Source organism: Nocardiopsis gilva YIM 90087, from assembly GCF_002263495.1.
In the GTDB taxonomy this organism is placed as follows: Bacteria; Actinomycetota; Actinomycetes; order Streptosporangiales; family Streptosporangiaceae; genus Nocardiopsis_C; species Nocardiopsis_C gilva.
In genome coordinates this window covers 3,290,446-3,314,142 of sequence record NZ_CP022753.1, presented here as the reverse complement: position 1 = coordinate 3,314,142, position 23,697 = coordinate 3,290,446, and the positions used below count along the sequence as shown (strand labels likewise).

The window sequence follows — 23,697 nt, the reverse complement described above, 5'->3', positions numbered from 1 at the left end:
GCCGATGCCACCGGGGCACCGCACGCGCTGACCTGCGCCCCTCTGGCACCCGAGCGTAGGAGACATCCGCGCCCGCACGTGGCGGTTTAGCGCAAATACACCATCCCGTCACCCACGGGGGCCACGCGGTGCCGCCACGCACCTCCGCCCACCGCGACATGCGGCATTCCCCCGGGCGGGGGAGGCCCCACCCCGCCCGCGCGTGCCACGATCGTGGTGTGCCGGTCATCCGCCTCCTGCTCACACCGCTGTGGGACGCCACCACCTACGCCCGCTGGGTCTACATGGTCATCGGCGGCACGGTGTTCCTGCCCTACCTGCTGGCGACCCTGGTGCTGGCCTCGATGTTCGCCACCCCCGCCACGCCCGGCCCCCAGGGCGCCGACCCGGGCTTCCTCGCCCTGGCCCTGATCCCGGCGGTGCTCCTGGTCGCCGCCTCGGCGTGGATCCCCGGCGCCCGTTCCCTGGAAGGCCACGTCACCCACGCGCTGCTGCGCGGCCCCATCGCCGCTGAACACATCACCGAGTCGGCCTCCTGGCGCTCCCGCGCGCGCACCGGGCTGTGGCTGGCCCTCCACCTCGTGCTGGGCTTCGGGGTGGCCCTGGCCACCATGGTCGGCCTCACTGAGGCCGCGGCCCTGGCCGCCACCCCCTTCGCCACCGACCACATGGCCATCGCCCAAGGCCCGCTCACCTTCTTCGGCAGCAGCCGACCCACCGGAGCCCTGCGCTGGCTGGCCCCCCTCATCGGGCTGGGCCTCCTGCTCGCCCTCGTCTACACCACGGCGCTGATCGGCTGGGGGATGGCGCGGCTGGCACCCCGCCTGCTGGGGCCCTCGACGGCCGAGCGGCTGGCCGCCGCCCAGGAACGCGCCGACCACCTGGCCGAACGCAACCGGCTCGCCCGCGAACTGCACGACTCCATCGGCCACGCCCTGTCCGTGGTCGCCCTGCAGTCCGGGACGGCCGCCCGCGTGCTGGACTCCGACCCCGACTTCGCCCGCCACGCTCTGGAGGCCATCGCCGAGCAGGCCCGCACCGCCACCGCCGAACTCGACCACGTCCTGGGGCTGCTCCGCGAGGAGCGCCCGACCGCCGCCACCCCGCCCCAGCGCGGCCTGAGCGACCTTCAGGGGCTCATCGAGGCCACCCGCGCCATCGGCGGCCAGCTCACCGCCCACGTCGACGGCGACGTGCACCACGTCCCGGCCGTCGTCTCCCGCGAGACCTACCGCATCTGCCAGGAAGGCATCACCAACGCGCTGCGCCACGGCGGTAAGGTTCCCATCACCCTGCACGTGACCATCGAACCCGAACGGCTGAGCGTGGAGGTCACCAACCCGCACACCCCGGCCTCCTCCCCGCTGCCCCGGCCCGCGCTGCGCCGCGGCGGCGGTCACGGCCTGGCCGGCCTGCACGAACGCCTGCGGATCCTCGGCGGCCGCCTGCAGGCCGGACCCCACGACGGCCACTGGCGGCTGCGCGCCGAGATCTCCTGGGGGCAGGCCCGATGACCGCACCCGCACCCCACCCCGCCGACAACGGCGGATCGATCACCGTGGCCCTGGTCGACGACGAGGCACTCGTCCGGGCCGGACTGCGCGCCCTCATCAACGCCGAAGACGACCTGCGGGTGGTGGCCGAGGCCGACGACGGCACCGGCGTCCTGGACCTCGCGCGCCGCACGCGCCCCCACATCGTGCTGATGGACGTGCGCATGCCCCGCCTGGACGGCATCCAGGCCACCACCACACTGATGAGCGGCCTGGACACCCCGCCCAAGATCATCGTCGTCACCACCTTCGAGAACGACGACTACGTCTACGGCGCGCTACGCGCGGGCGCCAGCGGATTCCTACTCAAACGCAGCCGCCCCGAGGACATCCTCGCCGCCGTCCGGCTGGTCGCCTCCGGCGACTCCCTGCTGTTCCCCGCCGCGATCCGCGCCCTGGCCGCCACGCATGCCCAACCCGCCACCCCCGCCGCCGGCAGGATCCCCGCCCTCACCGAGCGCGAAGCCGACACCCTGCGGCTCATGGCGCGCGGCCGGTCCAACGCCGAGATCGCCGCCGAACTGTTCGTCGGAGTGCAGACGATCAAGACACACGTCTCCAACATCCTGTCCAAGCTCCAGGTGCGCGACCGCACCCAGGCGGTGATCGCCGCCTACGACTCCGGGCTCATCCGCCCGGGAGGCGTCAACGGCGACGGTGCGCCGCCCGTGGGCGGCGCCGCACCCTGAACAGCCCCCGCCTCACCGGCTGTGGGCACCTGCCTCCGGCATCTCGGCGGGGTCATGGGCGCAGAACACCGTCACCTCGCCGCCGTGGTCGCGGCGCAGCCGCCGCAGCATGCGCTGGTTGTGGCGGCGGTAGACCGCGTCGATCGTGGAGACGACCTCCATGGCGGCGGCCCCGGGCGGGCGGTGCGGCCACAGCACATCGGTCTGGTGGTGGTGGAAGTAGGCGTCCCCGGCATGCAACAGCCACGGTGTCGCCGCCTGCCCGCCCGCGGCCACCGCCACACCCACGTGTCCGCGGGTGTGCCCGTGCAGCGGGATCAGGGCGATGTCGGCCCCGACGCCGGGGATGGGGCGGACCGCCTCGAATCCGAACCACCGGTCGCCGCCGCCGAACTCGTGCTCCTGCCAGCGCGGGCCGTGCGCCCAGGCCGACGGCTGGTAGCGGGCCCGTTCCAGAGGCGGCCCGGCGGTGGCCGTGCGCAGCTCCGCGCCGCTGACATGGACGGCGGCGTCGGGGAAGTCGCCCAGGCCGGAGGCGTGGTCCACGTCCAGGTGCGTGAGGATGATGTGGCGGACGTCAGCGGTGTCATAGCCCAGTCGCGTGATCTGGGCCTGGGCGGTCTCCTCCCGTGCCAGGGCGGGCCGCGCCGCGAGGAAGAACCGCCCCAGCCGGGCGGGGTCGCCCAGGGCCGCGGTGCCCACCCCGGTGTCGACGAGGATGAGCTCCCCGCCGGTCTCGATGAGCAGGCAGTGGCACACCAGCGCACCGCCGTACCCCATCCCGCCCAGCCCGGCTCCCGGTGGGCGGATCGTCGCGCAGTTGAGGTGGTGGATGCGCATGGGTGGACCTCCTCGTCACCGACGTCTGTGTCCTCCCCCACGGTCCTGCCTACCACTCGGCGGCGCGCGGCCCGCCACGAGGGGCCCGGCCCGCCGGGTGGGCAGGTGAGCCAAGTGCGGAGGTCGCAGCGCCGGTCGGCCGTCCTCAGCCCCGGACGAGCCGGCGCACCGCCTCGACCATCTCCGGCGGCGCGCTGTCCACGCTGCCGGTGTCGAACGGCGGCTGCGGATCGTACTCCAGCACGAGCTGGATGCGCTGGGCGGTCTCCTCGCCCCACACCTCCGCGGCCAACCGCAGCCCCATGTCGATCCCGGCCGAGACCCCGGCCGCGGTGACGACGTCGCCGTCGATGACCACGCGCTCGGTGCTGACCGTGGCGCCGAGGTCGGCCAGCACGTCGCGCACACTCCAGTGGGTGGTCGCGGGACGACCGGTGAGAATCCCGGCCTTGGCCAGCAGCGTGGAGCCGGTGCACACCGAGGTGGTCCATGTGGCGTGCGGATAGGCGGCGGCCAGCCACGCCACCAGCTCGGTCTCGTTGTCCAGGGCCGCCCGCCACCCCGACCCGCCGGGCACGACGATGACATCAGGGCGAGGCAGGTCGCCCAAGGCGGAGCCTGCGGTGATCACCATGCCGGAGTCGCAGGTCACGGGCCCGGGGGTGGCGGCCACGAAGTGCGCCCGCACGCCGGGGTTGGGGGCCAGGACCTCGTAGGGGCCCGTGAGGTCGAGGGCGGTCATGCCCGGGTACAGGACGAACGCGATGTCCATAATGCCCATTTCATGATGCGGCGGAAGCGGAACGGACGCGGGCCCCGGCCGGTCCGCCCGCACCCCCAGTATCGAAACCGCAACCCCGTTGCGGCAATGACGATGACCCCTCGGATCCGGACACCCCCAAACGGGGGAGGGGAGGGGTCAGCTCGTGGGGGCGTCCACCTGCGCCGGGCCGATCTCCGCCTCGTCCAGGAAGCACCACGCCCACACCTCGCCCGGCTCGGCCGACATCGCCATGGGGTGGCCGACCGACTCCGCGTGCTCCTGGGCATGCCGACCCGGCGACGAATTGCAACACCCCACAAACCCGCAGGTCAAACAGATCCGCAAGTGCACCCAGTCATGGCGCCCCCGGCTCAGACACGCCGTACAGCCCGGACTCTTGGGCAACACCGGGCGGATCTCCTCAGCATGCGGGCACGCCGCCTCGGCATCCGGGGCGAAATCCACCACCACCGTCGGATCGGGCCGCGGCACCTCGAAATGCTCCACACCCAGCACATCCAGCACCGTCCGCGTCAGCGGCTGGGCGACGGCCCGCTGGGAATCCACCACCCGGGCCACCCCCGCATCACTCAACCCCGGCACATCCACCGACTCCACCGGCCGCGCCACGATCGGCACACCCGGCGCCACATTGCGCAGCGCCTCGGCGATGTGGGTGGTCTCCTCACCGCTGTGCTCACAGATCACGATGAGCCGCACCTGGTCCATGCCGACATCGTGCAGCACGCCCGCCTTGATGACCTCGCCCCGCACCACCGTGTGCCCCTCGGCCTCGGCCTGAGCCGCCAGGTCGGGGTTGAGCGTCGTCACCGTCACCGGCACCCCGCGGGCCCGCAGGTAGACCCCCAGGTACTGGGCCACCGGCCCCCACCCCGAGACCAACACCCGCCCCTGCGGTCTCGGGCGCGCCGCCTCGCCCTGCCGCGTTGGCACGGTTCCACGCCCCTGGCGCACCCCCACGACCTTGGCCAGGCGCTCACCGACCGACGCCAGCGCCGGCGTCGCGGTCATCAGCACGACGGTGACGGCCACCAGCAGCTGCGCACCCTGGTCGCCCAACCCCACCGGGCTCATCCCGGACGCGGCCCCGACCTGCTGCAACACGAACGAGAACTCCCCGATCTGGGGGAGCAGGAACGCACCGGCCAGCACCGTGGGCGCCCCCACCCGCAGGGTGGAGGCCGCGACATAGCCCGTCACCACCTTGATCGCGACCACGACCAACGCCAGCAGCGCCACCAGCCACCACAGCTCCACCACCACGCCCACATCCAGCAGCATGCCGATGGACACGAAGAACACCGCACTGAACAGAATCTGCAGCGGCATGATCTCGCTGAGCGCGTGCGCGCTGTGCCGCGACTCGCTGAGCACCATCCCCGCCAAGAACGCCCCCAGCGCGTCACTGACCCCGGCCAGCGAGGTCAGGTAGGCGACGCCCAGCGCGATGGCCACGATCGTCAGCAGGAAGATCTCCGGCGAGCACAGCCGCGCGACCCGCTCCAGCAGCGGCGGCATCACCTTGCGGGCCACCACCATCACTGCGGTCAGCACCAGCGCGGCCGTCCCCAGCGCCCGCAGGATCCCCCACGGCTCCGCGCCCCCACCGCCACCGGGGGAACCCGGCCCCGCCAGCAGCGGGATCAGCAGGACCATGACGACGACGGCCAAGTCCTGGAAGATCAGGATGCCCACCGCCACCTGCCCAGTCGGCCGGGACGTCACCCCCTTGGCCGCCACGATCTTGAGCACGATCGCCGTCGAGGACAGGGCGACCAGGAACCCGGTGAACACCGCGCTACGCCAGTCCTGCCCCACGGCCACCACCAGCGCAGCGGTCAGCGCGACCGTCGCGACCACCTGCACACTGCCGCCCAGCAGCACATAGCGGCGGATCTTGGCCAGCCGCTCCAACGAGAACTCGATCCCGATCGTGAACAGCAGCAGCATGACCCCGATGTCGGCCGCCGCCCGCACCTGCTCCACATCCCCGACCACCCCGAGCTGGTGGGGACCGATCACCACCCCCGCCAGCAGGAACCCCACGATCGGGACCACCCGCAGCCGCACGAACAGCGCACCGATCAACCCGGCCACACACAACAGCGCCACCACGGGCCCGAGAAACTCCGGCGTCTCCCCAGCCGCAAGCATCATGGTCGGATTCCTCCCCTGCCACCCACCAGCCCCAGCCGACGCACGGGACCCGCAGGTCAGCCTAGCGAAGCCCCGTCCGCCCGCCCGACCACGGAACAGCAGCGCCCCACCACGGCCGGCCAAGACAGCCGCACGACGCTGAGCGCGGATGGACCGCACCGGCGGCGCAGACCTCCACATGGAACACCGAACGCCCAGGACACGGGGGAACCGAGGCGGGGCGACGCGCTACCCCCACCCCACGCCATTCAAGGGACCGCACCACGCACCACCGGCACGGAAAGGCAGCCACGACGGCCGCCGCGCCTCACCCGGCGCTGACCACCACGCCCCCGCCCACACCAGGGCCCACCGCGACGCGCGCGAGGTCGTCGACCACCACGTCGGCCTCCAGATCGGCGGCGCCATGGGTCGTGGTCACCGCGACCGTGGACGCGCCCGCATCGCGGGCGGCCGCGAGACCGGCCGGAGCGTCCTCGAAGACGACGCACCGGTCCACGGCGACACCCAGGAGCTTCGCACCCAGCTCGAAGGGTTCGGGGTCGGGCTTGCCGCGGCTCACATCGTCGGCGGTCACCAGCGTCGGCGCCTCCAGGCCCACGGCCTTCAGCCGCGCCTCGGCCAGCGCACGGGTGCACGACGTCACGATCGCCCACGCGTCATCGGGCAGCACCGCCAGCAGTTCCCGCGTCCCGGGCAGGACGCGCAACCCGGCGACACGGTCGATCTCCAGCTGCTCGATGCGTGCCACGGCCGCGACCACGTCCTCGGGCGGCAGCAGCGCCGCCGCGATCTGGCGCGCCGGGATGCCGTGCCCCGCCTTCGCGGCCAACTGTTCGGGGGAGATCCCGTACTCCGCCGCCCAGGTGGCCCAGCATTCCTCCACCACCGGCCCGGAGTCGACCAGGGTTCCGTCCATGTCGAACAGCAGCGCATCCGCCGAGATCATCATCCTGCGGAGTCTAGGAACCCCGCGCCCGCGGACCCACCCCCAGCAGGGGTGACACCGGCCACCCCCGCACCGTGCCGGGGCCGCCCCGGCGAAAGAAGGGCCGTCGACCGCCCGTTTCACCGGGTTTCCTTCGAGGATGCCCCCGGCTTGAGCCGGGGGAGGAATCGAACCCCTGCGGAGCGGGGCACGAACGGGGTTTCGCCCCCAGGGCGAAAGACCGCCCGCATGACCGGGTGTTCGGGTGTTGTGTGCCGTGTGCGTTGCGAGAACCAAGCGCGTACACCGTGCCGGTCGAGAACCAAGACGGCACAGAACAACCCAGCTTTGCTTTATTGAACCGGGCAGGTTCCGTCCCGGCTGGTGTTCAGGGAGTACGACCTTTCAGGTCGCTGACCTGCGGGGCTTCCTGAGCCAGGAATCCCCCTGCTTTCAGCTGGGGGAGGGTTCAAACACCAGGACCGTGCGACCGGGCCGCGCCCGGCGGCGCCTCCGCGGCGCGGACCGACGCCACATCGGCGATATCGCCCACCAGCTTCGCGAAGTTCTCCGGCTGGTCCAAGCTGACCATGTGGCCCGCCCGCGGCACGTTCAGCAGGCGCCCATCGACACACGCCTCCAAGAACTGCCGCTCATGGATCCGGAACGGATCACGCGCCCCATTGATCAGCCACACCGGCCCCTCATAGGCGCCCAACGCCTCCAGCACCTCCATGTCGGAGATCTCATCGATCACCGCCCGAGCGGCCTCCATCGCCAACCCGCCGTCCAGCGCCGCCGCGGCCCCGTCGGTGGGAAGCGTCAGCCGATGGAACCGCTCGTTGACCGCCTGCCCGTGATCGGGCAGCCGGTCCAGCAACACCGCCGGGATCCGGTACACCTGCGCCAGCGTCTGCGCCGGACGCGCCGTACACCCCGCGGCCACCAGCCCCGCCACCCGGCCCGGATGCGCCGCCGCCACCGCGATGGACACGAACCCGCCCAGGCTCAACCCCACCAGCAGTGCGCGCCCACCCACCGCGTCGATCGCCTCGGCCACCGCATCGATCGCCGCAGGCAGAGTGAACTCCTGCCCCCGGCGCGTTCCGTGCCCCGGCAGGTCCACCGCCACCACACGGCGCCCCTGAGCCTCCAACAGCTCCTGCTGCGGGCGCCACATCGTGCCCGACAGCCGCAGCCCGTGGACCAGAACCACCGGCAGGCCCATCGCCCCGCCCCTTTCCGCTCGCTCGACCGGCACCGACTCCACTCCCGCACTACCGGCGGTACCCGACCACCCGCCGGCCTACCAGGCGTAGGCCACCGTCACCGGCGCATGGTCCGACCACCGCAGGTCATGAGCGGCAGCCCGCTCCACCCGCGCCTCCTTGGCCACACCCGCTACCCCCGGCGTCGCCACCTGGTAGTCGATCCTCCACCCGGCATCGTTGTCGAACGCCCGCCCGCGATAGGACCACCACGAATACGGGCCCTCCCGCTCCGGAAGCAGGGCCCGCACCACATCCACATACCCCGCCTCGTCGAACACCCGCGACAACCACGCCCGCTCCTCGGGCAAAAACCCCGAGTTCTTCCGATTGTTGCGCCAGTTCTTCAGATCCGCCTCACGGTGGGCGATGTTCCAGTCCCCGCACACCACCAGCGCACGCCCTTGGGCCTCCACCTCGGCGCGGCGCCGCAACAGATAGGGCAGGAACGCCGCCATGAAGCGCTCCTTCTCCGCCTGGCGCTCGGTGCCCACCTCACCCGACGGCAGATACAGGCTGGCCACACTCACCCGCCCCAGGTCCGCCTCCACATACCGGCCCGCACCGTCGAACTCCGCGGCACCGAACCCGACACGCACCGCCTCGGGCCGCGCACGCGTGTACAGCGCCACACCGGCGCGCCCCTTGGCCGCCGCCGGCGCCAGCACCACGTGCCACCCCTCGGGCGCGATCACCTCCGGCGCCAGCTGGGCGCGTTCGGCCCGCGTCTCCTGCAGGCACACCACATCGGCCTCCGTGGCCGCCAGCCACTCCACGAAGCCCTTCTTGGCCGCCGCGCGCAGCCCGTTCACGTTCACCGTCGAAATCGTCATGACCACGACGGCCAGCGTAACCGCGCCCCCGCCCCGGCCCCGCCTCACCCCGCGGCGCCCTCCCGCTCCGCGTCGGCCAGCCGGCGCAGCACCCCATAGGTCCGGTTCGACCGCGCCGCCTCCCGCTGCGCCGCAGCCGTCACATCGATGTAGGACTGCGACGAGGTAATCGAGGTATGCCCCAGCAACCGCATGATCTCGGTGACCGACGCCCCATCCTCCGCCAGCCGGGTGGCGAACGTGTGCCGCAACGCGTGCACCAGCGTCCCGCGCGCCACCCGGTCGTGCACCCCGGCGTGCTTGTAGCACTGCCGCACCAGGTACTGCAGCCCGCCCCGGCGCAACGGACGCCCCCGGTTGTCCACCAGCAGCGCGTCCGACCCGCGCACCCGCACGCCGAACCGCACCTCACGCGTGCGCAGGTAGGCCTCCACCAACGCCTCCAGCGGCGGCTCGATCGGCAGCGACCGCGTCGCGCCGCCCTTACCCACCACCCGGATCCGCCGCTCACCCGCACGCCCGCTCAACGCCTCCACCCGCAACCCCAGCATCTCCGCCGAACGCAGCCCCGTCAGCAACGCCAGCGCCAACACCGCCAGGTCCCGCTCCGGCCACGGGTCACGCGCGCGGCGGCACCCCGCCGCCAACGCCTCCAACAACCGCTCCGGGGTGTCCTCGCCCATCAGCGGCTTGGGTTCCGCCGGCTTGAGCCGGGGCCGCTGGACACCCGGCATCGGATTGCCCTCCACGATGCCCTCGGCCACCAGGAACCCGAAGAACCCGTTCCACGTCGACCACGCCCGCACCACACTGGACGCCGCCCGCTCGGCCGCGAACTCCGCGAACGCCTGACGCAGCACCCCGCCCGACAGATCGGCCAACCGCACATCCGCGCGCCCGCACCGCTCCACCTCGGCCACACACCCCAGCACCCCCAGCAGGTCCCGCCGGTAGGCCGCGACGGTGTGCGGCGACGGCTTCGCCGACCGCCGCGCCACCAGATACTCCTCAACCGCCTCCACAACCCGCATCGACGACGCCTGGATCCCAACCTCCGCAACGCTCATGCCCCACAGCATCCCCGATTCCCAAGCGCGCGATCACCCGCAGCCACCGGTTCGGCACCCCCATTTCCCCGGGGGGAGAGGGGGTGAGACGTCCGGCGCGGGTCAGGGGATGCGCCGGGCCACCCACATCGACACCACGTGCAGCGGCCCCTCCAGCGGGCCGCGCCCCACCAGCACCCGCCACAGCGTCGCGAACACCAGCGCGCCCAGCAGCACCGACCAGTCCAGCGCGTCGGTCACCGGCTGCAGCGGTGTGCCCTCCAACAGCCCCAGCTCGTCCACCCAGATCAGCAGGACGTGCCCCACATAGGTGGTCAGCGCCAGCGCCCCGACCGCCGCCAGCGGGAACAGCACCCACCGCAGGTAGCGGCCCACCAGCAGGAACAGCCCCAGCACCGCGATGGCCACACCGCCGGCCCCGAACACCTCGAAGGGCGTCCCGCTGTGCGGCGCGGCCGTCAGCAGCCACGCCCAGTCGTTGACCGGCACCGTCCCGGGCAGCCCCTCGCGCAGCGCCGCGCCCAGGGTGTCGGTGCCCGCGCTCTCGGCGTCGAAGGACGCCTCCAGGCGGGAGCGCACCTCCAGCAGGCGCATCAGCGCCCAGGAGGCGGTGTAGGCCGCGGCGGCCAGGCTCGCGCCGACGCCGACCAGCGCCAGCTGCACCTTGGGCGAGCGCAGGTTCAGCCGCCCGATGGCGAGCCCCGCCAGCACGAACGGCATCCAGGTGATCGCCGGGTAGGAGCCGGTGATCAGGAAGTTCACCACGCCGTCGTCGGCCCACGCCACCAGGGGGTCATAGGAGTTGATGGTCTGCACGGGGCCTTCGAGCGGCCCGTCGGGCTCCATCAGCCTGCGCAGGTAGAAGGAGACCACCGGGCCGGTGACCGCGAGGAACGCGGCGGTCCCGGCGACGATCTTCCACCGCTCGTCCATCAGCGGGGCGCACAGGACGAAGAACACCGCGTAGTAGGCGAGGATCACCGACACGGGGACGCCCGTCATGGTGAGCAGGGTGCCGATGGGCAGCATGATCAAGCCGCGGATGACCACCCGCCACAGCGCGACCCCCATGTCGTGGCCGCTCTTGGGCGTCGGCCCGCCGGACAGCAGGGCGATGGACACGCCCGCCAGCAGCGCGAAGGTCGCCGCCGAGCGCCCGGCGACCAGCTCGGTCAGCGTGCTGGCGCCCGCGTCGTCGGTCCAGCCGACGCCCACGTGCACGACGAACATGCCCAGAATGGCCAGCCCGCGGGCCATATCGATGCCGACGAGGCGGCTGGCGTCGGCGGTGCGCAGCCCGCGCGGCATCCAGGAGCGGCGACGCGGAGTCACCGGGGCGTGGGCGGCCGCGGCGCGGGGTGGGGGAGAGGTGCCATCGGCGGCGCCGACGGCACCGGTGGGGCGTGTGGGCGCCGTGACACCGTCCGGCGCGGGGCCGCTGGCGGCGGTGTCCTCAGGGGAAGGGCTCTCAGGAGAGGAGCTGATGCTGTTCGACACTCTTCGAGGATCCCCCGCTCGTCCCTCTGGTGCAGAGGTATTTCCCGATTGTGACCGGTTGTGGCCGGGAATTCGCGCGCCGCACGGATTCGGTCAACGGATCACGTTCGCCGGGCGTCTCATGCTGATGAGGTGTTGTCCGCGGACGAGCGTATAGCGCGGGGACCGGCACGGGAAGGGGAGTGGGGCGGGTTGCGACGCCGGTCACAGCCGAGGGGGAGGGGTGTGACGATCCCGCTGGTCGCGCGGTCGCGCTGCGGGCGAGCGGAGCGGATGCCCGGGCCGGGAGACGGATCCGGGTACTGAGGCGAACCGGGACACATGAGTCGGACATAATTCCCAATTCATGCATAACGCCATTTATGCATCAAACACGAGCCCCTGGTGGTCCATCCCGATCCCCACAGCTCAGGGGTACGGCTGAGATGGGGTCTGCTGGGCGGCCTTGTCGGCGTTCATCCTGCCCGGTGTCCTGGGGTGAAAGCGGCACCGAGGGCCGGTGGGGGTGGGGCGCCGTGGTCGTCCAGCGGTGCCGGGTGGGTGGCCGGGGCGGGAAAGCGCTCGCTGTAGGCCCGTTGTGTCCGCGCCTGTGTTGATCTCGGGAAAGTGCGCCAAATTCCAGCGGTTTTCTGGCGCACTTTCCCGAGATCAACGAATCCACCCTGCGACGGCCGGGACAAACAGGGCAAAGCGCCCGCCGCGCCGCGCCACTGCGGACCCCTTCCGCCGATGATCATGGGAATTTCTCTGATTCTGTCCGTTTTGCCGGAACAATCCCCATGATCATCGCGCCGAACTTGTGGCAAAGCGGGCATACCCGGCACCCGGCGGCCCGCAATCCGCGTTCCGGCCGGCCCGTCCCGACCGGGGCGCCCCCACGGCCCACCTGCCGTCGCTGCCGCCCTCGTCGCTCCACCGGGGAGGCGCCCGGCGAGCGGGCCGCCGACGCTGGCGTTACCCCGCCGCGCCTCTCAGGAGGTCGGGGCCCCCAGCCCCTCCGTCCTCGGTGCCGCTTTTCACCACCGAACACCGGAAAGACGAAATCCGACAAGGCCGCCCAGCAGACCGCGTACTCCTGAGGCCGACGCTCCGCCGGAAGTCCTGGAATCCGTCCGGATCGTCCGAACAAACGCCGTCATCATCGGCGAATCAATCCTGCGCTGGCGCGATGCACCCGCATGGAGAACAGGTCCGCACGCGCCAAGCGGAACCCCGGCCTTGCTGACACCACCCGAATCACGCGCCACCAGCCGGGACGACCCCGACCGCCACCCCTCTCGGCCACCCGCCCCACAACGCCGATAATGCACATTATGTCAAGTTGAACCATGGGCGGGCCTGAGATACCCGCCCGGCGCCAGGCCGCCTCAGGCCGCGCCGTTGCGCGCGATCACGCGGACGAATCCGAGCGTCTCCCCCGCGTCCGCGCGGAGCATCGCACTCTCCTGGGCCACGATGTCCGCGGCGTCCTCGGGCGGCGTACACGCCTCGTTCCACGCCAACCAGTACTTCCAACCATCTACCAACGTGTCCGCGCGTTCCACGCGCACCGCCTGACTTGACTCAAAAGTGGCACGCCACCACTGCGCACTGTGAAACGACCGATAGGCCGCCTGCCAGTAGGGCCGAATCCGCTCCGGCACCGTCCCATCCACCGGACGCGCCAACCCCGGCGACACGATCCCCAACCGGCCGCCCGGCGCGATAAACCGCAGCAGATAATCCAAATACAGATCATCCGTACCGAAATAGTGGTAGGCATCGATCGAGACCACCGCATCGAAATACCCCTCGGCGAACGGCAGATCCCGCGCCTCCGCCCGCAGCGGCAACACCCGGTCGGCCACACCGGCCTCACGCACCCGGCGCCAATTGTCCCCCGGATCCACCCACAAATCGGCCGCCGTCACCCGCGCACCGAACTCCCGCGCCAAGAAGACCGAGGTCAGCGCCGTCCCCGCCCCCAAATCCAAGACACGCGCACCCTCGCCGATCGGCAGATCCTCCGCCAACCACTCCGTCAGCCACAACGGATTAGGGCCCATCATGTACCGCTTCTGCCACGCAAGGTCATAGCCGGAACTACGCGGAAAACGCTCCGGCGGAACAACACCATCCACACTCGCCATAACACCCTCACAATCCCACGCCCACCCACACAAAAAAGTTGACCCCACACCTGACCACACCCGGACACCCCTGCCCACCCGCCGATCCCCGTTTCCCTACCCGCACCCACCCACAGGGGCCTAAGGTTGGGACATGGTCTGGCAGCGCGACGTAGATCTGGTGGTCCCCCTGTGGCAAGGCGGCGACGATGTCCGCATCGCCGCCGGCGCATCCGCCCTCGCCCACCTCATACCCCCCAGCGGCAACCGCCTCCACGTCGCCGTCACCGACGGCCCCCGCACCACCATCGACGGCATCCGCAACCTCGACGCCATCCACGGCACCCTCAAACGGCTCCGCAACCGCCTCACCCGCCGCGACCCCCACCGCACCCTCACCCTCGGCGGCGACTGCCTCTCCGACCTCGTCGCCGTCCAACACCTCGCCGCCCGCCACCCCGACATGGTCCTCTACTGGGTCGACGCCCACACCGACCTCAACACCCCCACCACCTCCCCCAGCGGCCGCGCCCACGGCATGGGGCTACGCGCCCTCCTCGGCGAAGGCCACCCCCACCTCATCGGCCCCAACGGGCCCGCCATGTCCACGCCCGCCGTCACCCTCGTCGGCAGCCGCGACCTCGACCCCGCCGAAACCCACTACGTCCGCCACCACGGCATGGCCTGGGTCGACACCGTCGAAATCATCGCCGACCCCACCCGCGTCACCGCCCCACGACCCCCCGGCACCCCCGCCTACGTCCACCTCGACGTCGACGTCTGCGACCCCGTCGACCTCCCCGCCGTCGCCGTCCCCACCCCCGACGGCCCCCGCGCCGACTCCGTCGCCGAAGCCCTCGCCGCCATCCACGCCCACCACGACATCGTCGGCATCGGCATCTGCGAATACGCCCCCGTCGTCGAACACGACGAAACCCGCCTGACCACCCTCCTCTCCGCCCTCGACCTCACCGACTAACCCCACCGCCCCCACACCACCCCGCCAGGCGCCTATCCTTGCGCCCGTGGATGTCGCGATCGTGTGCCAAAGCTGCCAGGGCAGCGGACTCAGAGTAGGAGTCGTCGGCTACGCCGGCGGCGACGGCGTCGGCGAAATGGTGGTCCCCCGCCGCTGCGCCGACTGCACCGGGTCCGGACGCCTCATCACCACGGGCTGGTCCACACCCCCCGAACCCGCCCACGACACCGGGCCCTGACCCGGCAGGGACGCCCCTGCGCCGCTCACGGCAGGCGCAGCCACCCCGTGCGCACCCGCCAGTGGCGCCCCGCCCGCGAATGCGCCACGATCGCCCGCTCCAACCGCGTGGCCGGCACAAGCCCCTCCAACCGCTCGACCCCCGGGCGCCGAAACACGAACCGGAACACGTCGCGATCCCCCGGCGTCGACCGGTCAACCAGCGTGAACCGGCGCTGGAACGCCAGGATGTTCGACCCGGCGGGCAGATACTCCGCCAACTGCGGATCCAACAGCCACGACGCACACGTGGCCACCGCGTACTCCCTGCCGAAACACGACGCGAAGAACCCCCGCGCCCGCGCAAGCGACGCGTCGATCGCCCCCGGGTCCAACGACTCCCCCGCTGGGATATGCAACCGCAGCGTCGGCGCCCCATAGGCCAACTCCGGCGCCAAACCCGCGGCCTCCGCCTCGGAGTACCAGGTCACCGCCGCCTGCTCGACCAGCCGCGCCGGCTCATACTGCAGCCGCCCCAGCTCGAACAGGCCGCCGCGGAACTGCAACGCGATCCACGCGGCCACCTCCAACCCGATCCGCCCGAACATCGTCCGGTTATGGCCCACATGGCGCCCCACATCCCGCAGCGTCGCCGCCCCCACCTCCGGCGGAACCCCGTGACGGTCCTGCCACGCCCGCAACGCCGGAACCGCCGCAGCGAACGCGAACACCGGCGCGCACCGCGCCCGCGCGTCCTCCACCCCGGGCAGCGGCGGCCAATGCCGCCACTCCCCCGGCCCCGCCGCCAGATCCTCCACCACCCGCGCATACATGCGCTCCACCAGCCACAGCAGCTCCGGCGGCCACGCCTCATCCGGCCACAGCCCCACCAGCTCCGCCTCGTCCTGGGCGCTCAAGCCGAACGGTGCCAGCGCCTCCCGCGCCCGCGAACGGGGCGGCAGCGGACACCCGCCGTCCGGCAACGGCAACTCGGCGGCCTCCGCCAACCAGCCGCGCATCTCCTCGCCCAGATCGAACCGCCGCACCACAGCATCGACATCCATGGCCCACATCGTGACGCCTCCCCACCGCCGACGCCACCACCCCTCCCCCGGGCCCCGACCCACCCACCTTCCCCCACCGACCGCGGCGAACGGTGACCGCCATCGCCCGCCGTTGAGGGCACCATCACACACAGGGGAATACTCTGGAACACGACCACAGCAACACGCACAATCCTCCAGAAAAGGGGACGACCACCGATGCACGACCCGGCGCAGCAAGTACGCGACTGGCTCGCCACCTACGACACCCCCACCGCATCGGTGGCCCACCTGCTGTGCGACCGCCACCCCGCCGACGCCGTCGCCGTCACCGAGGTCGGCCCCGAGCTCCTCCCCCACGACCTCACCTTCGGCGAACTCGCCGAACGCTCCACCGCCCTGGCCGCCGCCATGGCCGAGCTCGGCATCACCCGCGGCGACCACGTCGCCACCCTCATGGGCAAGGGCACCGAACTCGCCGTCACCGCCCTGGCCATCTGGCGGCTCGGCGCCGTGCACGTTCCCCTGTTCACCGCGTTCGCGCCCAGCGCCATCGCCCTGCGCCTCACCCACTCCGACACCCGCCTCGTCATCTGCGACGACGACCAGCGGCCCAAGCTCGACCCCGGCGACGACGTCCCCGCCGACGCCCCCTGGCACATCGCCACCACCGGCCCCGCTCCCCTGCGCGAGGGCGACCACACCATCGCGGGGCTCACGCGCGGCAGCGGCGGTCGGACGGCGCCGGCGCCGGTGGCCGTGGGGGGTGACGCGCCCTTCGTGCTGCTCTACACCTCGGGCACGGCCGGGCCGCCGCGCGGGGTGGAGGTGCCGGTGCGGGCGCTGGCGGCGTTCCACGCCTACCACCGCTATGGGCTGGATGTCGCCGATGACGACGTGTACTGGAACACCGCGGACCCGGCCTGGGCCTATGGGCTGTACTACGGGCTGGTGTCCCCGCTGTTGGCGGGCCACCGCTCGCTGCAGCTGCGGGCGGGGTTCGACCCGGAGTTGACCCTCGACGTGCTGGCGATTTTCGGGGTCACCAACCTGGCGGCGGCGCCGACGGTGTATCGGACGCTGCGGGCGACGACGAAGACTTTGCCGCCGGAGATCGCGGTGCGGCGCCTGTCGAGTGCTGGTGAGCCGTTGAACAGCGATGTGGTGGCGTGGGCGGCGGACACGTTCGGGGTGCCGCTGCGCGACCACTATGGGCAGAGTGAGCTGGGGATCTTTGTGGGCCACCAGAACCACGATGATGTGGCCGCCGATATGCGGGTGGGGTCGCTGGGCACGGCGTTGCCGGGGTGGTCGGTGACGGTGCTGGAGCCCGTGGCTGATGGTGAGGCTCCGGTGGGGGCCTTCGGGCGGGTGGCCGTGGATGTGAAGGCGAGTCCGCTGATGTGGTTCCGGGGGTACCGGGACAATCCGGGGGCCTCGGCGGCGCGCTTCACGCCCGATGGGCGCTGGTATCTGACGGGTGACACCGGGAGCCAGGACCGCGAAGGGTATCTGTACTTCTCCACTCGCGACGATGACGCGATCCTGATGTCGGGGTACCGGATCGGGCCGTTCGATGTGGAGACGGCGCTGCTGCAGCACCCGGCGGTGGCGGAGGCCGGGGTGTATGGCGTGCCCGACGAGCTGTCGGGGCAGACCGTGGCGGCCAGCATCGTGCTGCATGAGGGGTCGCGGGCCAGTGATGAGCTCGCTGAGGAGCTGCGGGAGCTGGTGCGGGCGCGGTTCGCCGAGCATGCCTATCCGCGTCGGATCACGTTCGTCGACGAGCTGCCCAGGACGGCGTCGGGGAAGATCCGGCGGGGGCGGCTGCGCCCGGCCCAGGGCTGAGGCCGGTGGTGGGCGCTGGCGGCGCGGGTGGTCCCGGGCCGGGGCGCGGTTGCCGGTTAGCCGCGGGGTTGGGCGTCGGCGACGAGTTCGTCGATGCGTGCGGCTAGCTGCATGTCGTTTTCGGTGATGCCGTGCGCGGCGTGGGTGGTCTGGTGGAAGGTCACCTTGTTGTAGCGGATGTCCATGTCGGGGTGGTGGTTGGCCTGTTCGGCGACGTGGGCGATCGCGGTGATGAGGTGGATCGCGCTCATGAAGTCCGGCATTTTGACGGTGCGGCGGATTTCGTGGTGTTCGCGGTCCCATTCCCAGTCGTCGAGGTGGGTCAGGCCGTCGGTGATCTGCTGTTCGTTGAGTAGCGTCATGGTGCGCTCCTGGTGCGGTGTGGTCGCTGGGTCGTTCGGTGCGTGAGGGTTCCTACCTCGGTGGTGGGCCGGTCAATCGTGGTGGGTGTGGTTGGTGGCGTCTCCGGGGTTTTCGGACAGTGTGGACCAGTGTTTGGGCGGTGGGCGGGTTCCCGCGCCGGATGTGGTCCGATGCGGGTGTGCGGGTGGTGGAGTTTTGGGGAGATAGGGGCGGCGTAGCCGCTCCTTTTTTGGTTTGGGAGAGGGGGTTTTTAGAGAAAAACACTGCCACCTTTACATTGTAGATTCATATGTGGTGGTGAGGAGCGACGGCAGGCTCCCGGTCGGGGCGTGTGCTAGGCCGCCGGCACCGGAGGCTCGGGCGTGGCCGTCGTGCGCGATCGGCGGAGGGCCAGGAGCACGACCACCCCCGCCACCGCGGTCACGTACCCCGTGGCGATTCCCTCAGGCCCGCTGACCGAGCGCGCCACAAGGTCGCCGGCGAGCACGACGAACGCCCCCAGAGGCACGGCCAGCAACGCCGTCCACCCCGGGTGTCCCGACATCACCAACCAGGCCACCCCTCCCCCGGCAAGCCCGGCCAGGGCCATCGGCCCCGCCAGGGCCACCCCCGCCCCCACGGGAAGCGCGGCCAGGCACACGACCGCCATCCGCCCGCTCCACGGACCCACCGCGACCACGGCCGGTGCCCGCCACGCCGCTCCGGCCCCCAGCAGTGCCGCGGCCGCGCACAGCGCGCTGAGCACCGGGGCGTGCTCCACTCCCAGCAGCGGGGAGCCCGCGACGAGCCGGTCCGCCCGCGGCCCCCCGACCCCGCCGACCGCGCTCACCGCAACAGACAGCGCGACAGCCGTGCACAGCACGTCGAGCGCCGTCCCGGCCAGCAGTACGGTGCCGGGCCGCAGCGTGCCCGCGCTCCCCACCGCCATCGCAGGGCCAGACCCAAGCCAAGGCCCGCCGCTGCCGCCCCGATGGCTCCGGCGGTCGCGGAGCCCAGCGGCCCCTGGGCTCCGCCCGGCAGCCCGGGGCCAGCACGATCGCCAGCATCGCCGCCCCGCCCATGCCCGCGGTGCGGGGGCCGGCCAGCGGGGTGCCCCATGCTGTCTGCAGGAGGGCGGCGGCCACGCCGAACGCCGCGCCGGAGGCGGCGCCCGCCAGCAGGCGGGGCACGCGCACCTCCCAGATGATGAAGTCCACCGACTGCGGCGCGGCCCCGGGCTCTCCCAGCGCCTTGGCCACCCCGCGCCAGGGCGCCGGGAACTCCCCCACGAGCAGCGCGACGGCGGCCGTTGCCGCAAGGGCACCCACGGCACCGATCAGGACCCACACCCGCCAGGCCACGTGCTCCCGGACCATCGCCGCCCTTTCTCCCTCGATTCGGGTTGTGCGCTGGTTCAGCCGAACCTATCCCGCCCCGCACCCGGGGGCCAGAGGGGGCGTGGCGCCCGGGGTGCCTGCGGCGCGGGGGCCAGGAGTGGACACACCAGGCGATAAGGCGATGACGTCGTGCGAACGGATGTTCAGCCCCACCCCCGCGGGTCGGGCGGAAGGCCGGGGGAGTCCTCGTCCTCCACGTCCACCGTGGGGACGTCGCTGGTGGGCGACGGTTCGTCGGTGGGCTGCCCGGTCCCGCGCGGATCCGGACTCACCCACGGTTCATGGGTGGGCCGGGGCGAGGTGCTCGGCTCGGTCGGGGAGGGCGAGCCCCCGCTCGGGAACGGCTTTCCGTCGGCTCCCCCGGCCTGCGCCGACAGCCCGGTCAGCCACAGGTAGAGCAGGATCAGCAGGGCCACGAACAGCAACAGCACCAGCAGCAGGCCCAGCACGACGCGCCGGTCGGAGGTCGACTCGGCGGCCGAGGCCGCATCGCGCCCCACCGCGCCGGACCAGCGGGCCGCGGCCGGGGTGGAGCGGGTGGCCCAGTGCGGGGCGTAGTCCGGGGCTCCCGGGTCGTGCTCCCCCGCGCCGACGGCGACTGGGGCGAGGAACGCCTCGGCGCCCGCCCGGCCGGGGGCGTGCGGTACGGCGACCCAGGACGCGGCCGGGTTGGTGGTGTTGGCGGCCAGGACCCGGGGGGCGGTGCCGACGCCGGTCCCCTGCGTGACGGCGGCGGCGAACCGGTCGCGGGCGGCCGGGTCGGCGGCCGCGCCCTCGCTGAGCATCGCGACGCTGACGGGCTGGCCGTCGCGGTCGTGGGCGAGGTAGACGACGCCTTCGGCACCGTGGCTGAGCCGGTGGCTCAGCCGGTAGGCGCCGAGCTGGCGCGGATCGGTCTGCTGCAGCGGCACGGGCACGGGCGGACCCCCTTCGCACGATTGCCCCGCTATGGCCGTTCTCATCCCAGCACGAGCGGGTAGCATCGCCGTTGCGTCACCATCAACGTACCCGGCGGGATATCGCCGCTCGTGGAAAGGCTGGGCCGCAGATGCCGGATACCGATCCCCTGCCCGCTCACGACGGTGCTCGCCGCGCCCGGCCCGACAACGGGGCCGCCGGGGAGCCGACCCGGCTGCTGCGCGCGGCGATGCAGGAGGTCTCCACGGTCATCGTCGGCCAGGAGCAGATGGTGGAGCGCACCATGGTCGCCCTCATCGCGCGCGGGCACTGCCTGCTGGAGGGGGTACCGGGCATCGCCAAGACGCTGGCGGTGTCCACGCTGGCGAAGGTGACCGGCGGGTCGTTCGCGCGGGTGCAGTTCACCCCGGACCTGGTGCCCTCCGACATCGTGGGCACCCGCATCTACCACCCCTCCACCGAGCAGTTCGATGTGGAGCTGGGCCCGGTCTTCGCCAACTTCGTGCTGGCCGACGAGATCAACCGCGCCCCGGCCAAGGTGCAGTCCTCGCTGCTGGAGGTCATGGCGGAGAAGCAGGTGTCCCTGGGCGGCACGACCTACCCGCTGCCCGAGCCCTTCGTGGTGATCGCCACCCAGAACCCGGTGGAGTCGGAGGGGGTGTACCCGCTGCCCGAGGCCCAGCGCGACCGGTTCTTGATGAAGGTCGTGGTGCCCCACCCCCGGGCCAACGAGGAGATGGAGATCCTGCGGCGGATGAGCACCACCCCGCCCGAGGCGCACCAGGTCCTCGACCCCGTCACCCTGCTGGAACTCCAGGCTGACGCCGAGCGCGTGCATGTCCACCAGCTCATCGCCGACTATGTGGTGCGCCTCGTCATGGCCACCCGGGAGCCTGAGGAGTACGGCATGCCCGACCTGCGTCGGGTACTGGAGATCGGGGCCAGCCCGCGCGCCACGCTGGGCCTGGTGGCCGCCGCGCGTGCGCTGGCGCTCATCCGCGGCCGCGACTACGTGCTGCCCGAGGACGTGCGGATGCTGGCGCGCGACGTCATGGCGCACCGCCTGGTCCTGACCTTCGACGCGCTGGCCGACGGCGTCTCCACCACCCAGGTCGTCGACCGGGTGCTGGCGACCGTCCCCCCGCCCCGGGTGATCTGGGACGACCCCGCCACCGGCGAGCACACCGCCATGGCCGCCCGGTAGGCGACCGTGCGAGGACACCCGCCGCCCACGGCACTCGACCCGCGACTGCACGCCGCGCTGCGGCGCCTGGACCTGCGGGTGGTGCGCCGACTGGAGGGGCTGCTGCACGGCGAGCACCTGGGGCTGCGCCTGGGGCCGGGCAGCGAGCCCGCCGAGGCGCGGCTGTACCAGCCCGGTGAGGACGACGTGCGGCTCATGGACTGGTCGGTGACCGCGCGCACCACCGCCCCGCACGTGCGCGACCCGGTGGCCGACCGCGAGCTGGAGAGCTGGACGCTGCTGGACCTCTCGGCGAGCATGGACTTCGGCACCGGCCACCAGGAGAAGCGCGACATCGCGATCGGCGCCCTGGCCGCCGTCAACGTCCTCACCCAGCGGGTGGGCGACCGGTTCGGCGCCCACTTCCTGCATCGCGGGCAGATCCGGCGCTGGCCGGCCCGCTCCGGCAAGACCGCGCTGCCGGCCCTGCTGGCCACGGTCGCCGCGGCACCGCGCACCCGGCCCGGGGCGGACGGCGGCGCCACGTTCGCCGACGCGCTGCACGACCTCTCCCGCACCCGGGGGCGCCGCGGCCTGCGCGTGGTCATCTCCGACTTCCTCGACACCCCGCCCGAGGCGGGCGCCGAACCCCCGTGGGAGCGCCCCATGCGGCGCCTGGCCGTCCGCCACCAAGTGCTCGCCGTGGAGGTGATCGACCCCCGCGAACTCGACCTGCCCGACATAGGATTGGTCGCGATGACCGACCCCGAGTCCGGACGTACCCGGGAGGTCCACGTGAGCGCGAAGGTCCGGCGCGACTACCGTGCGGCGGCCCTGGCGCAGCGCGCCGCGGTCCAGGCGGGGCTGCGCCGGTGCGGTGTTCCCCACCTGGTGTTGCGGACCGACCGGGATTGGATCGTGGACATGGCCCGGTTCGTGGTGGAGCAGCGGCGTACCGCCCATCGGCTCGCACGGCACACCCCGGCGGTACCGCGGTGACGCGCCGCGCGCGACCACGCCCCACAGAAAGGACGCCCGGGTGACCTTCCTCTCCGTCGGCTGGCTGTGGCTGCTGTCGGCACTGGCCGCCCTCATCGCCGTCTACGTCTGGGCGCAGTACCGGCGACGCGAGTACGCCGTGCGGTTCACCAACCTCGCCCTGCTGGACCGGGTGGCCCCGGACCGGCCCAACTGGCGGCGCCACGTCAGCGCCGCCCTGTTCTTCCTGACCGTCGCGATGATGATCATGGCGATGGCGCGGCCGGCCATGCCCGTGGAGGTGCCGCGCGAGCGCGCCACGATCATCGTCGCCATCGACGTCTCTCCGTCCATGGCCGCCGCCGACATCGAGCCCGACCGCATCAGCGCCGCCAAGGAGTCCGCCCGGGGGTTCGTGGACTCGCTCCCCGACCGCTTCAACGTCGGCCTGGTGGCGTTCTCGGCCACCGCGGGGGTGGTGTCCTCCCCCACCCAGGACCACCAGGCCATCAGCGACTCCATCGAGGGCCTGCAGATGGCGCCGGGCACCGCGATCGGCGAGGGGGTCTTCACCTCGCTGCAGGCCATCAGTTCCTTTGACGAGGACGCCGGGCAGGACCCGCCCCCGGCGGCGATCGTGCTGCTGTCGGACGGGGAGAACACCAGCGGGCGCCCCATCACCACGGCGTCGCGGGCCGCCGCCGACGCCGAAGTGCCAGTCTCCACCATCGCCTTCGGCACCGGCGCCTCGATCATCGAGATCAACGGGCAGCCGGTGGAGGCCAACATCGACAAGGGCGCGCTGGAGCGGCTCGCCCAGAGCACCGACGGCAACTTCTATGAGGCCGCATCAGAGGCCGAACTGACCGGGGTCTATGAGGACATCGGGACGTCGCTGGGATCCGAAACGGTCCACCAAGAGATTGTGACGTGGTTCGTGTTCGGTGCGTTGCTCAGCGCATTCGCCACCGCTGTAGCCTCGCTTCTGTGGTTCCAGCGTCTGCCCTGACCACACCCGTGGTGCCGCCCGGCCGCGCGGCGACGGCGCACGACCGGTACCGTGGGCATG

At 72.2% G+C, this 23,697-nt stretch carries 21 protein-coding genes and 1 pseudogene; 8 read left to right on the top strand and 14 right to left on the bottom strand.

The window, feature by feature from the left end:
• Positions 1–218: 218 nt before the first annotated feature.
• Both CDO52_RS15060 and CDO52_RS15055 read left to right on the top strand, forming a co-directional pair.
• A complete protein-coding gene (locus CDO52_RS15060; protein WP_017619003.1) occupies positions 219–1,514 on the top strand; it encodes a sensor histidine kinase in 1,296 nt (431 codons plus the stop codon).
• Complete coding sequence (locus CDO52_RS15055) at positions 1,511–2,242, top strand: response regulator (RefSeq protein ID WP_017619002.1); 732 nt, start codon at positions 1,511–1,513, stop codon at positions 2,240–2,242. Before CDO52_RS15060 ends, CDO52_RS15055 begins: the two co-directional genes overlap by 4 nt.
• Positions 2,243–2,254: 12 nt before the next feature.
• Here CDO52_RS15055 and CDO52_RS15050 read toward each other — a convergent pair whose 3' ends face one another.
• From CDO52_RS15050 to CDO52_RS15010, 9 genes are all read right to left on the bottom strand, one after another.
• Complete coding sequence (locus CDO52_RS15050; RefSeq protein WP_094932467.1) at positions 2,255–3,082, bottom strand: MBL fold metallo-hydrolase; 828 nt, start codon at positions 3,080–3,082, stop codon at positions 2,255–2,257.
• 145 nt (positions 3,083–3,227) lie between these two features.
• Positions 3,228–3,854 carry a DJ-1/PfpI family protein gene (locus tag CDO52_RS15045; RefSeq protein ID WP_017619001.1) on the bottom strand — a complete coding sequence of 209 codons (627 nt, stop codon included), beginning with the start codon at positions 3,852–3,854 and terminating at the stop codon, positions 3,228–3,230.
• A gap of 147 nt (positions 3,855–4,001) precedes the next feature.
• Entirely contained in the window at positions 4,002–6,023 is a 2,022-nt protein-coding gene (locus CDO52_RS15040) for a cation:proton antiporter domain-containing protein (protein ID WP_033300413.1), read from the bottom strand.
• Positions 6,024–6,330: 307 nt separating this feature from the next.
• Complete coding sequence (locus CDO52_RS15035; protein ID WP_033300411.1) at positions 6,331–6,975, bottom strand: HAD-IA family hydrolase; 645 nt, start codon at positions 6,973–6,975, stop codon at positions 6,331–6,333.
• A 445-nt stretch (positions 6,976–7,420) separates the two neighbouring features.
• Positions 7,421–8,179: an alpha/beta fold hydrolase gene (locus CDO52_RS15030; RefSeq protein WP_094932466.1), complete on the bottom strand. Its 759-nt coding sequence runs from the start codon at positions 8,177–8,179 to the stop codon at positions 7,421–7,423.
• 78 nt (positions 8,180–8,257) lie between these two features.
• On the bottom strand, positions 8,258–9,052 hold the full coding sequence (locus CDO52_RS15025; RefSeq protein ID WP_026125854.1) for an exodeoxyribonuclease III: 795 nt from the start codon (positions 9,050–9,052) through the stop codon (positions 8,258–8,260).
• Between the two features lie 44 nt (positions 9,053–9,096).
• Positions 9,097–10,119, bottom strand: a complete 1,023-nt coding sequence (locus CDO52_RS15020; RefSeq protein ID WP_193373673.1) for a tyrosine-type recombinase/integrase — start codon at positions 10,117–10,119, stop codon at positions 9,097–9,099.
• A gap of 102 nt (positions 10,120–10,221) precedes the next feature.
• The gene (locus tag CDO52_RS15015; RefSeq protein ID WP_017618997.1) at positions 10,222–11,616 is read right to left on the bottom strand and encodes a heparan-alpha-glucosaminide N-acetyltransferase domain-containing protein; all 1,395 of its coding nucleotides are present in this window, start codon (positions 11,614–11,616) and stop codon (positions 10,222–10,224) included.
• A 1,367-nt stretch (positions 11,617–12,983) separates the two neighbouring features.
• On the bottom strand, positions 12,984–13,745 hold the full coding sequence (locus tag CDO52_RS15010) for an SAM-dependent methyltransferase (protein ID WP_026125852.1): 762 nt from the start codon (positions 13,743–13,745) through the stop codon (positions 12,984–12,986).
• Positions 13,746–13,878: 133 nt separating this feature from the next.
• Here CDO52_RS15010 and CDO52_RS15005 point away from each other — a divergent pair, with 133 nt between their 5' ends.
• Entirely contained in the window at positions 13,879–14,703 is an 825-nt protein-coding gene (locus tag CDO52_RS15005) for an arginase family protein (RefSeq protein ID WP_017618995.1), read from the top strand.
• 46 nt (positions 14,704–14,749) lie between these two features.
• A complete protein-coding gene (locus CDO52_RS27495) occupies positions 14,750–14,941 on the top strand; it encodes a hypothetical protein (protein ID WP_157745578.1) in 192 nt (63 codons plus the stop codon).
• A 25-nt stretch (positions 14,942–14,966) separates the two neighbouring features.
• Here CDO52_RS27495 and CDO52_RS15000 read toward each other — a convergent pair whose 3' ends face one another.
• Entirely contained in the window at positions 14,967–15,983 is a 1,017-nt protein-coding gene (locus CDO52_RS15000) for an acyltransferase domain-containing protein (RefSeq protein WP_094932837.1), read from the bottom strand.
• A gap of 198 nt (positions 15,984–16,181) precedes the next feature.
• Here CDO52_RS15000 and CDO52_RS14995 point away from each other — a divergent pair, with 198 nt between their 5' ends.
• The gene (locus CDO52_RS14995; protein WP_094932465.1) at positions 16,182–17,810 is read left to right on the top strand and encodes an AMP-binding protein; all 1,629 of its coding nucleotides are present in this window, start codon (positions 16,182–16,184) and stop codon (positions 17,808–17,810) included.
• A gap of 56 nt (positions 17,811–17,866) precedes the next feature.
• Here CDO52_RS14995 and CDO52_RS14990 read toward each other — a convergent pair whose 3' ends face one another.
• From CDO52_RS14990 to CDO52_RS14980, 4 genes and pseudogenes are all read right to left on the bottom strand, one after another.
• On the bottom strand, positions 17,867–18,172 hold the full coding sequence (locus tag CDO52_RS14990) for a 4a-hydroxytetrahydrobiopterin dehydratase (RefSeq protein ID WP_017618992.1): 306 nt from the start codon (positions 18,170–18,172) through the stop codon (positions 17,867–17,869).
• Positions 18,173–18,507: 335 nt separating this feature from the next.
• Positions 18,508–19,101, bottom strand: a complete 594-nt coding sequence (locus tag CDO52_RS27490) for an iron chelate uptake ABC transporter family permease subunit (protein WP_157745575.1) — start codon at positions 19,099–19,101, stop codon at positions 18,508–18,510.
• Positions 19,102–19,210: 109 nt separating this feature from the next.
• Positions 19,211–19,528: pseudogene (locus CDO52_RS29495) on the bottom strand (iron chelate uptake ABC transporter family permease subunit); the annotation flags it as partial.
• Positions 19,529–19,692: 164 nt separating this feature from the next.
• Complete coding sequence (locus CDO52_RS14980; protein ID WP_094932463.1) at positions 19,693–20,466, bottom strand: protein kinase family protein; 774 nt, start codon at positions 20,464–20,466, stop codon at positions 19,693–19,695.
• Between the two features lie 131 nt (positions 20,467–20,597).
• Here CDO52_RS14980 and CDO52_RS14975 point away from each other — a divergent pair, with 131 nt between their 5' ends.
• From CDO52_RS14975 to CDO52_RS14965, 3 genes are read left to right on the top strand one after another with little or no spacing between them, the layout of a single operon-like run.
• Positions 20,598–21,671, top strand: a complete 1,074-nt coding sequence (locus CDO52_RS14975; RefSeq protein WP_017618990.1) for an AAA family ATPase — start codon at positions 20,598–20,600, stop codon at positions 21,669–21,671.
• Positions 21,672–21,677: 6 nt separating this feature from the next.
• Positions 21,678–22,649: a DUF58 domain-containing protein gene (locus CDO52_RS14970; RefSeq protein ID WP_017618989.1), complete on the top strand. Its 972-nt coding sequence runs from the start codon at positions 21,678–21,680 to the stop codon at positions 22,647–22,649.
• A gap of 40 nt (positions 22,650–22,689) precedes the next feature.
• Positions 22,690–23,637, top strand: a complete 948-nt coding sequence (locus CDO52_RS14965) for a VWA domain-containing protein (protein WP_017618988.1) — start codon at positions 22,690–22,692, stop codon at positions 23,635–23,637.
• Positions 23,638–23,697 lie beyond the last annotated feature (60 nt).

What these genes read in the sequence shown, in the direction of transcription:
- CDO52_RS15025 (WP_026125854.1), bottom strand. Translation starts at nt 9,052, where the DNA reads ATGACGATTTCGACGGTGAACGTGAACGGGCTGCGCGCGGCGGCCAAG.
- CDO52_RS14990 (WP_017618992.1), bottom strand. Translation starts at nt 18,172, where the DNA reads ATGACGCTACTCAACGAACAGCAGATCACCGACGGCCTGACCCACCTC.
- CDO52_RS15040 (WP_033300413.1), bottom strand. Translation starts at nt 6,023, where the DNA reads ATGATGCTTGCGGCTGGGGAGACGCCGGAGTTTCTCGGGCCCGTGGTG.
- CDO52_RS15000 (WP_094932837.1), bottom strand. Translation starts at nt 15,983, where the DNA reads ATGGATGTCGATGCTGTGGTGCGGCGGTTCGATCTGGGCGAGGAGATG.
- CDO52_RS15030 (WP_094932466.1), bottom strand. Translation starts at nt 8,179, where the DNA reads ATGGGCCTGCCGGTGGTTCTGGTCCACGGGCTGCGGCTGTCGGGCACG.
- CDO52_RS15050 (WP_094932467.1), bottom strand. Translation starts at nt 3,082, where the DNA reads ATGCGCATCCACCACCTCAACTGCGCGACGATCCGCCCACCGGGAGCC.
- CDO52_RS15045 (WP_017619001.1), bottom strand. Translation starts at nt 3,854, where the DNA reads ATGGACATCGCGTTCGTCCTGTACCCGGGCATGACCGCCCTCGACCTC.
- CDO52_RS14975 (WP_017618990.1), top strand. Translation starts at nt 20,598, where the DNA reads ATGCCGGATACCGATCCCCTGCCCGCTCACGACGGTGCTCGCCGCGCC.
- CDO52_RS15055 (WP_017619002.1), top strand. Translation starts at nt 1,511, where the DNA reads ATGACCGCACCCGCACCCCACCCCGCCGACAACGGCGGATCGATCACC.
- CDO52_RS14995 (WP_094932465.1), top strand. Translation starts at nt 16,182, where the DNA reads ATGCACGACCCGGCGCAGCAAGTACGCGACTGGCTCGCCACCTACGAC.
- CDO52_RS15005 (WP_017618995.1), top strand. Translation starts at nt 13,879, where the DNA reads ATGGTCTGGCAGCGCGACGTAGATCTGGTGGTCCCCCTGTGGCAAGGC.
- CDO52_RS15035 (WP_033300411.1), bottom strand. Translation starts at nt 6,975, where the DNA reads ATGATGATCTCGGCGGATGCGCTGCTGTTCGACATGGACGGAACCCTG.
- CDO52_RS27490 (WP_157745575.1), bottom strand. Translation starts at nt 19,101, where the DNA reads ATGGCGGTGGGGAGCGCGGGCACGCTGCGGCCCGGCACCGTACTGCTG.
- CDO52_RS15010 (WP_026125852.1), bottom strand. Translation starts at nt 13,745, where the DNA reads ATGGCGAGTGTGGATGGTGTTGTTCCGCCGGAGCGTTTTCCGCGTAGT.
- CDO52_RS15020 (WP_193373673.1), bottom strand. Translation starts at nt 10,119, where the DNA reads ATGAGCGTTGCGGAGGTTGGGATCCAGGCGTCGTCGATGCGGGTTGTG.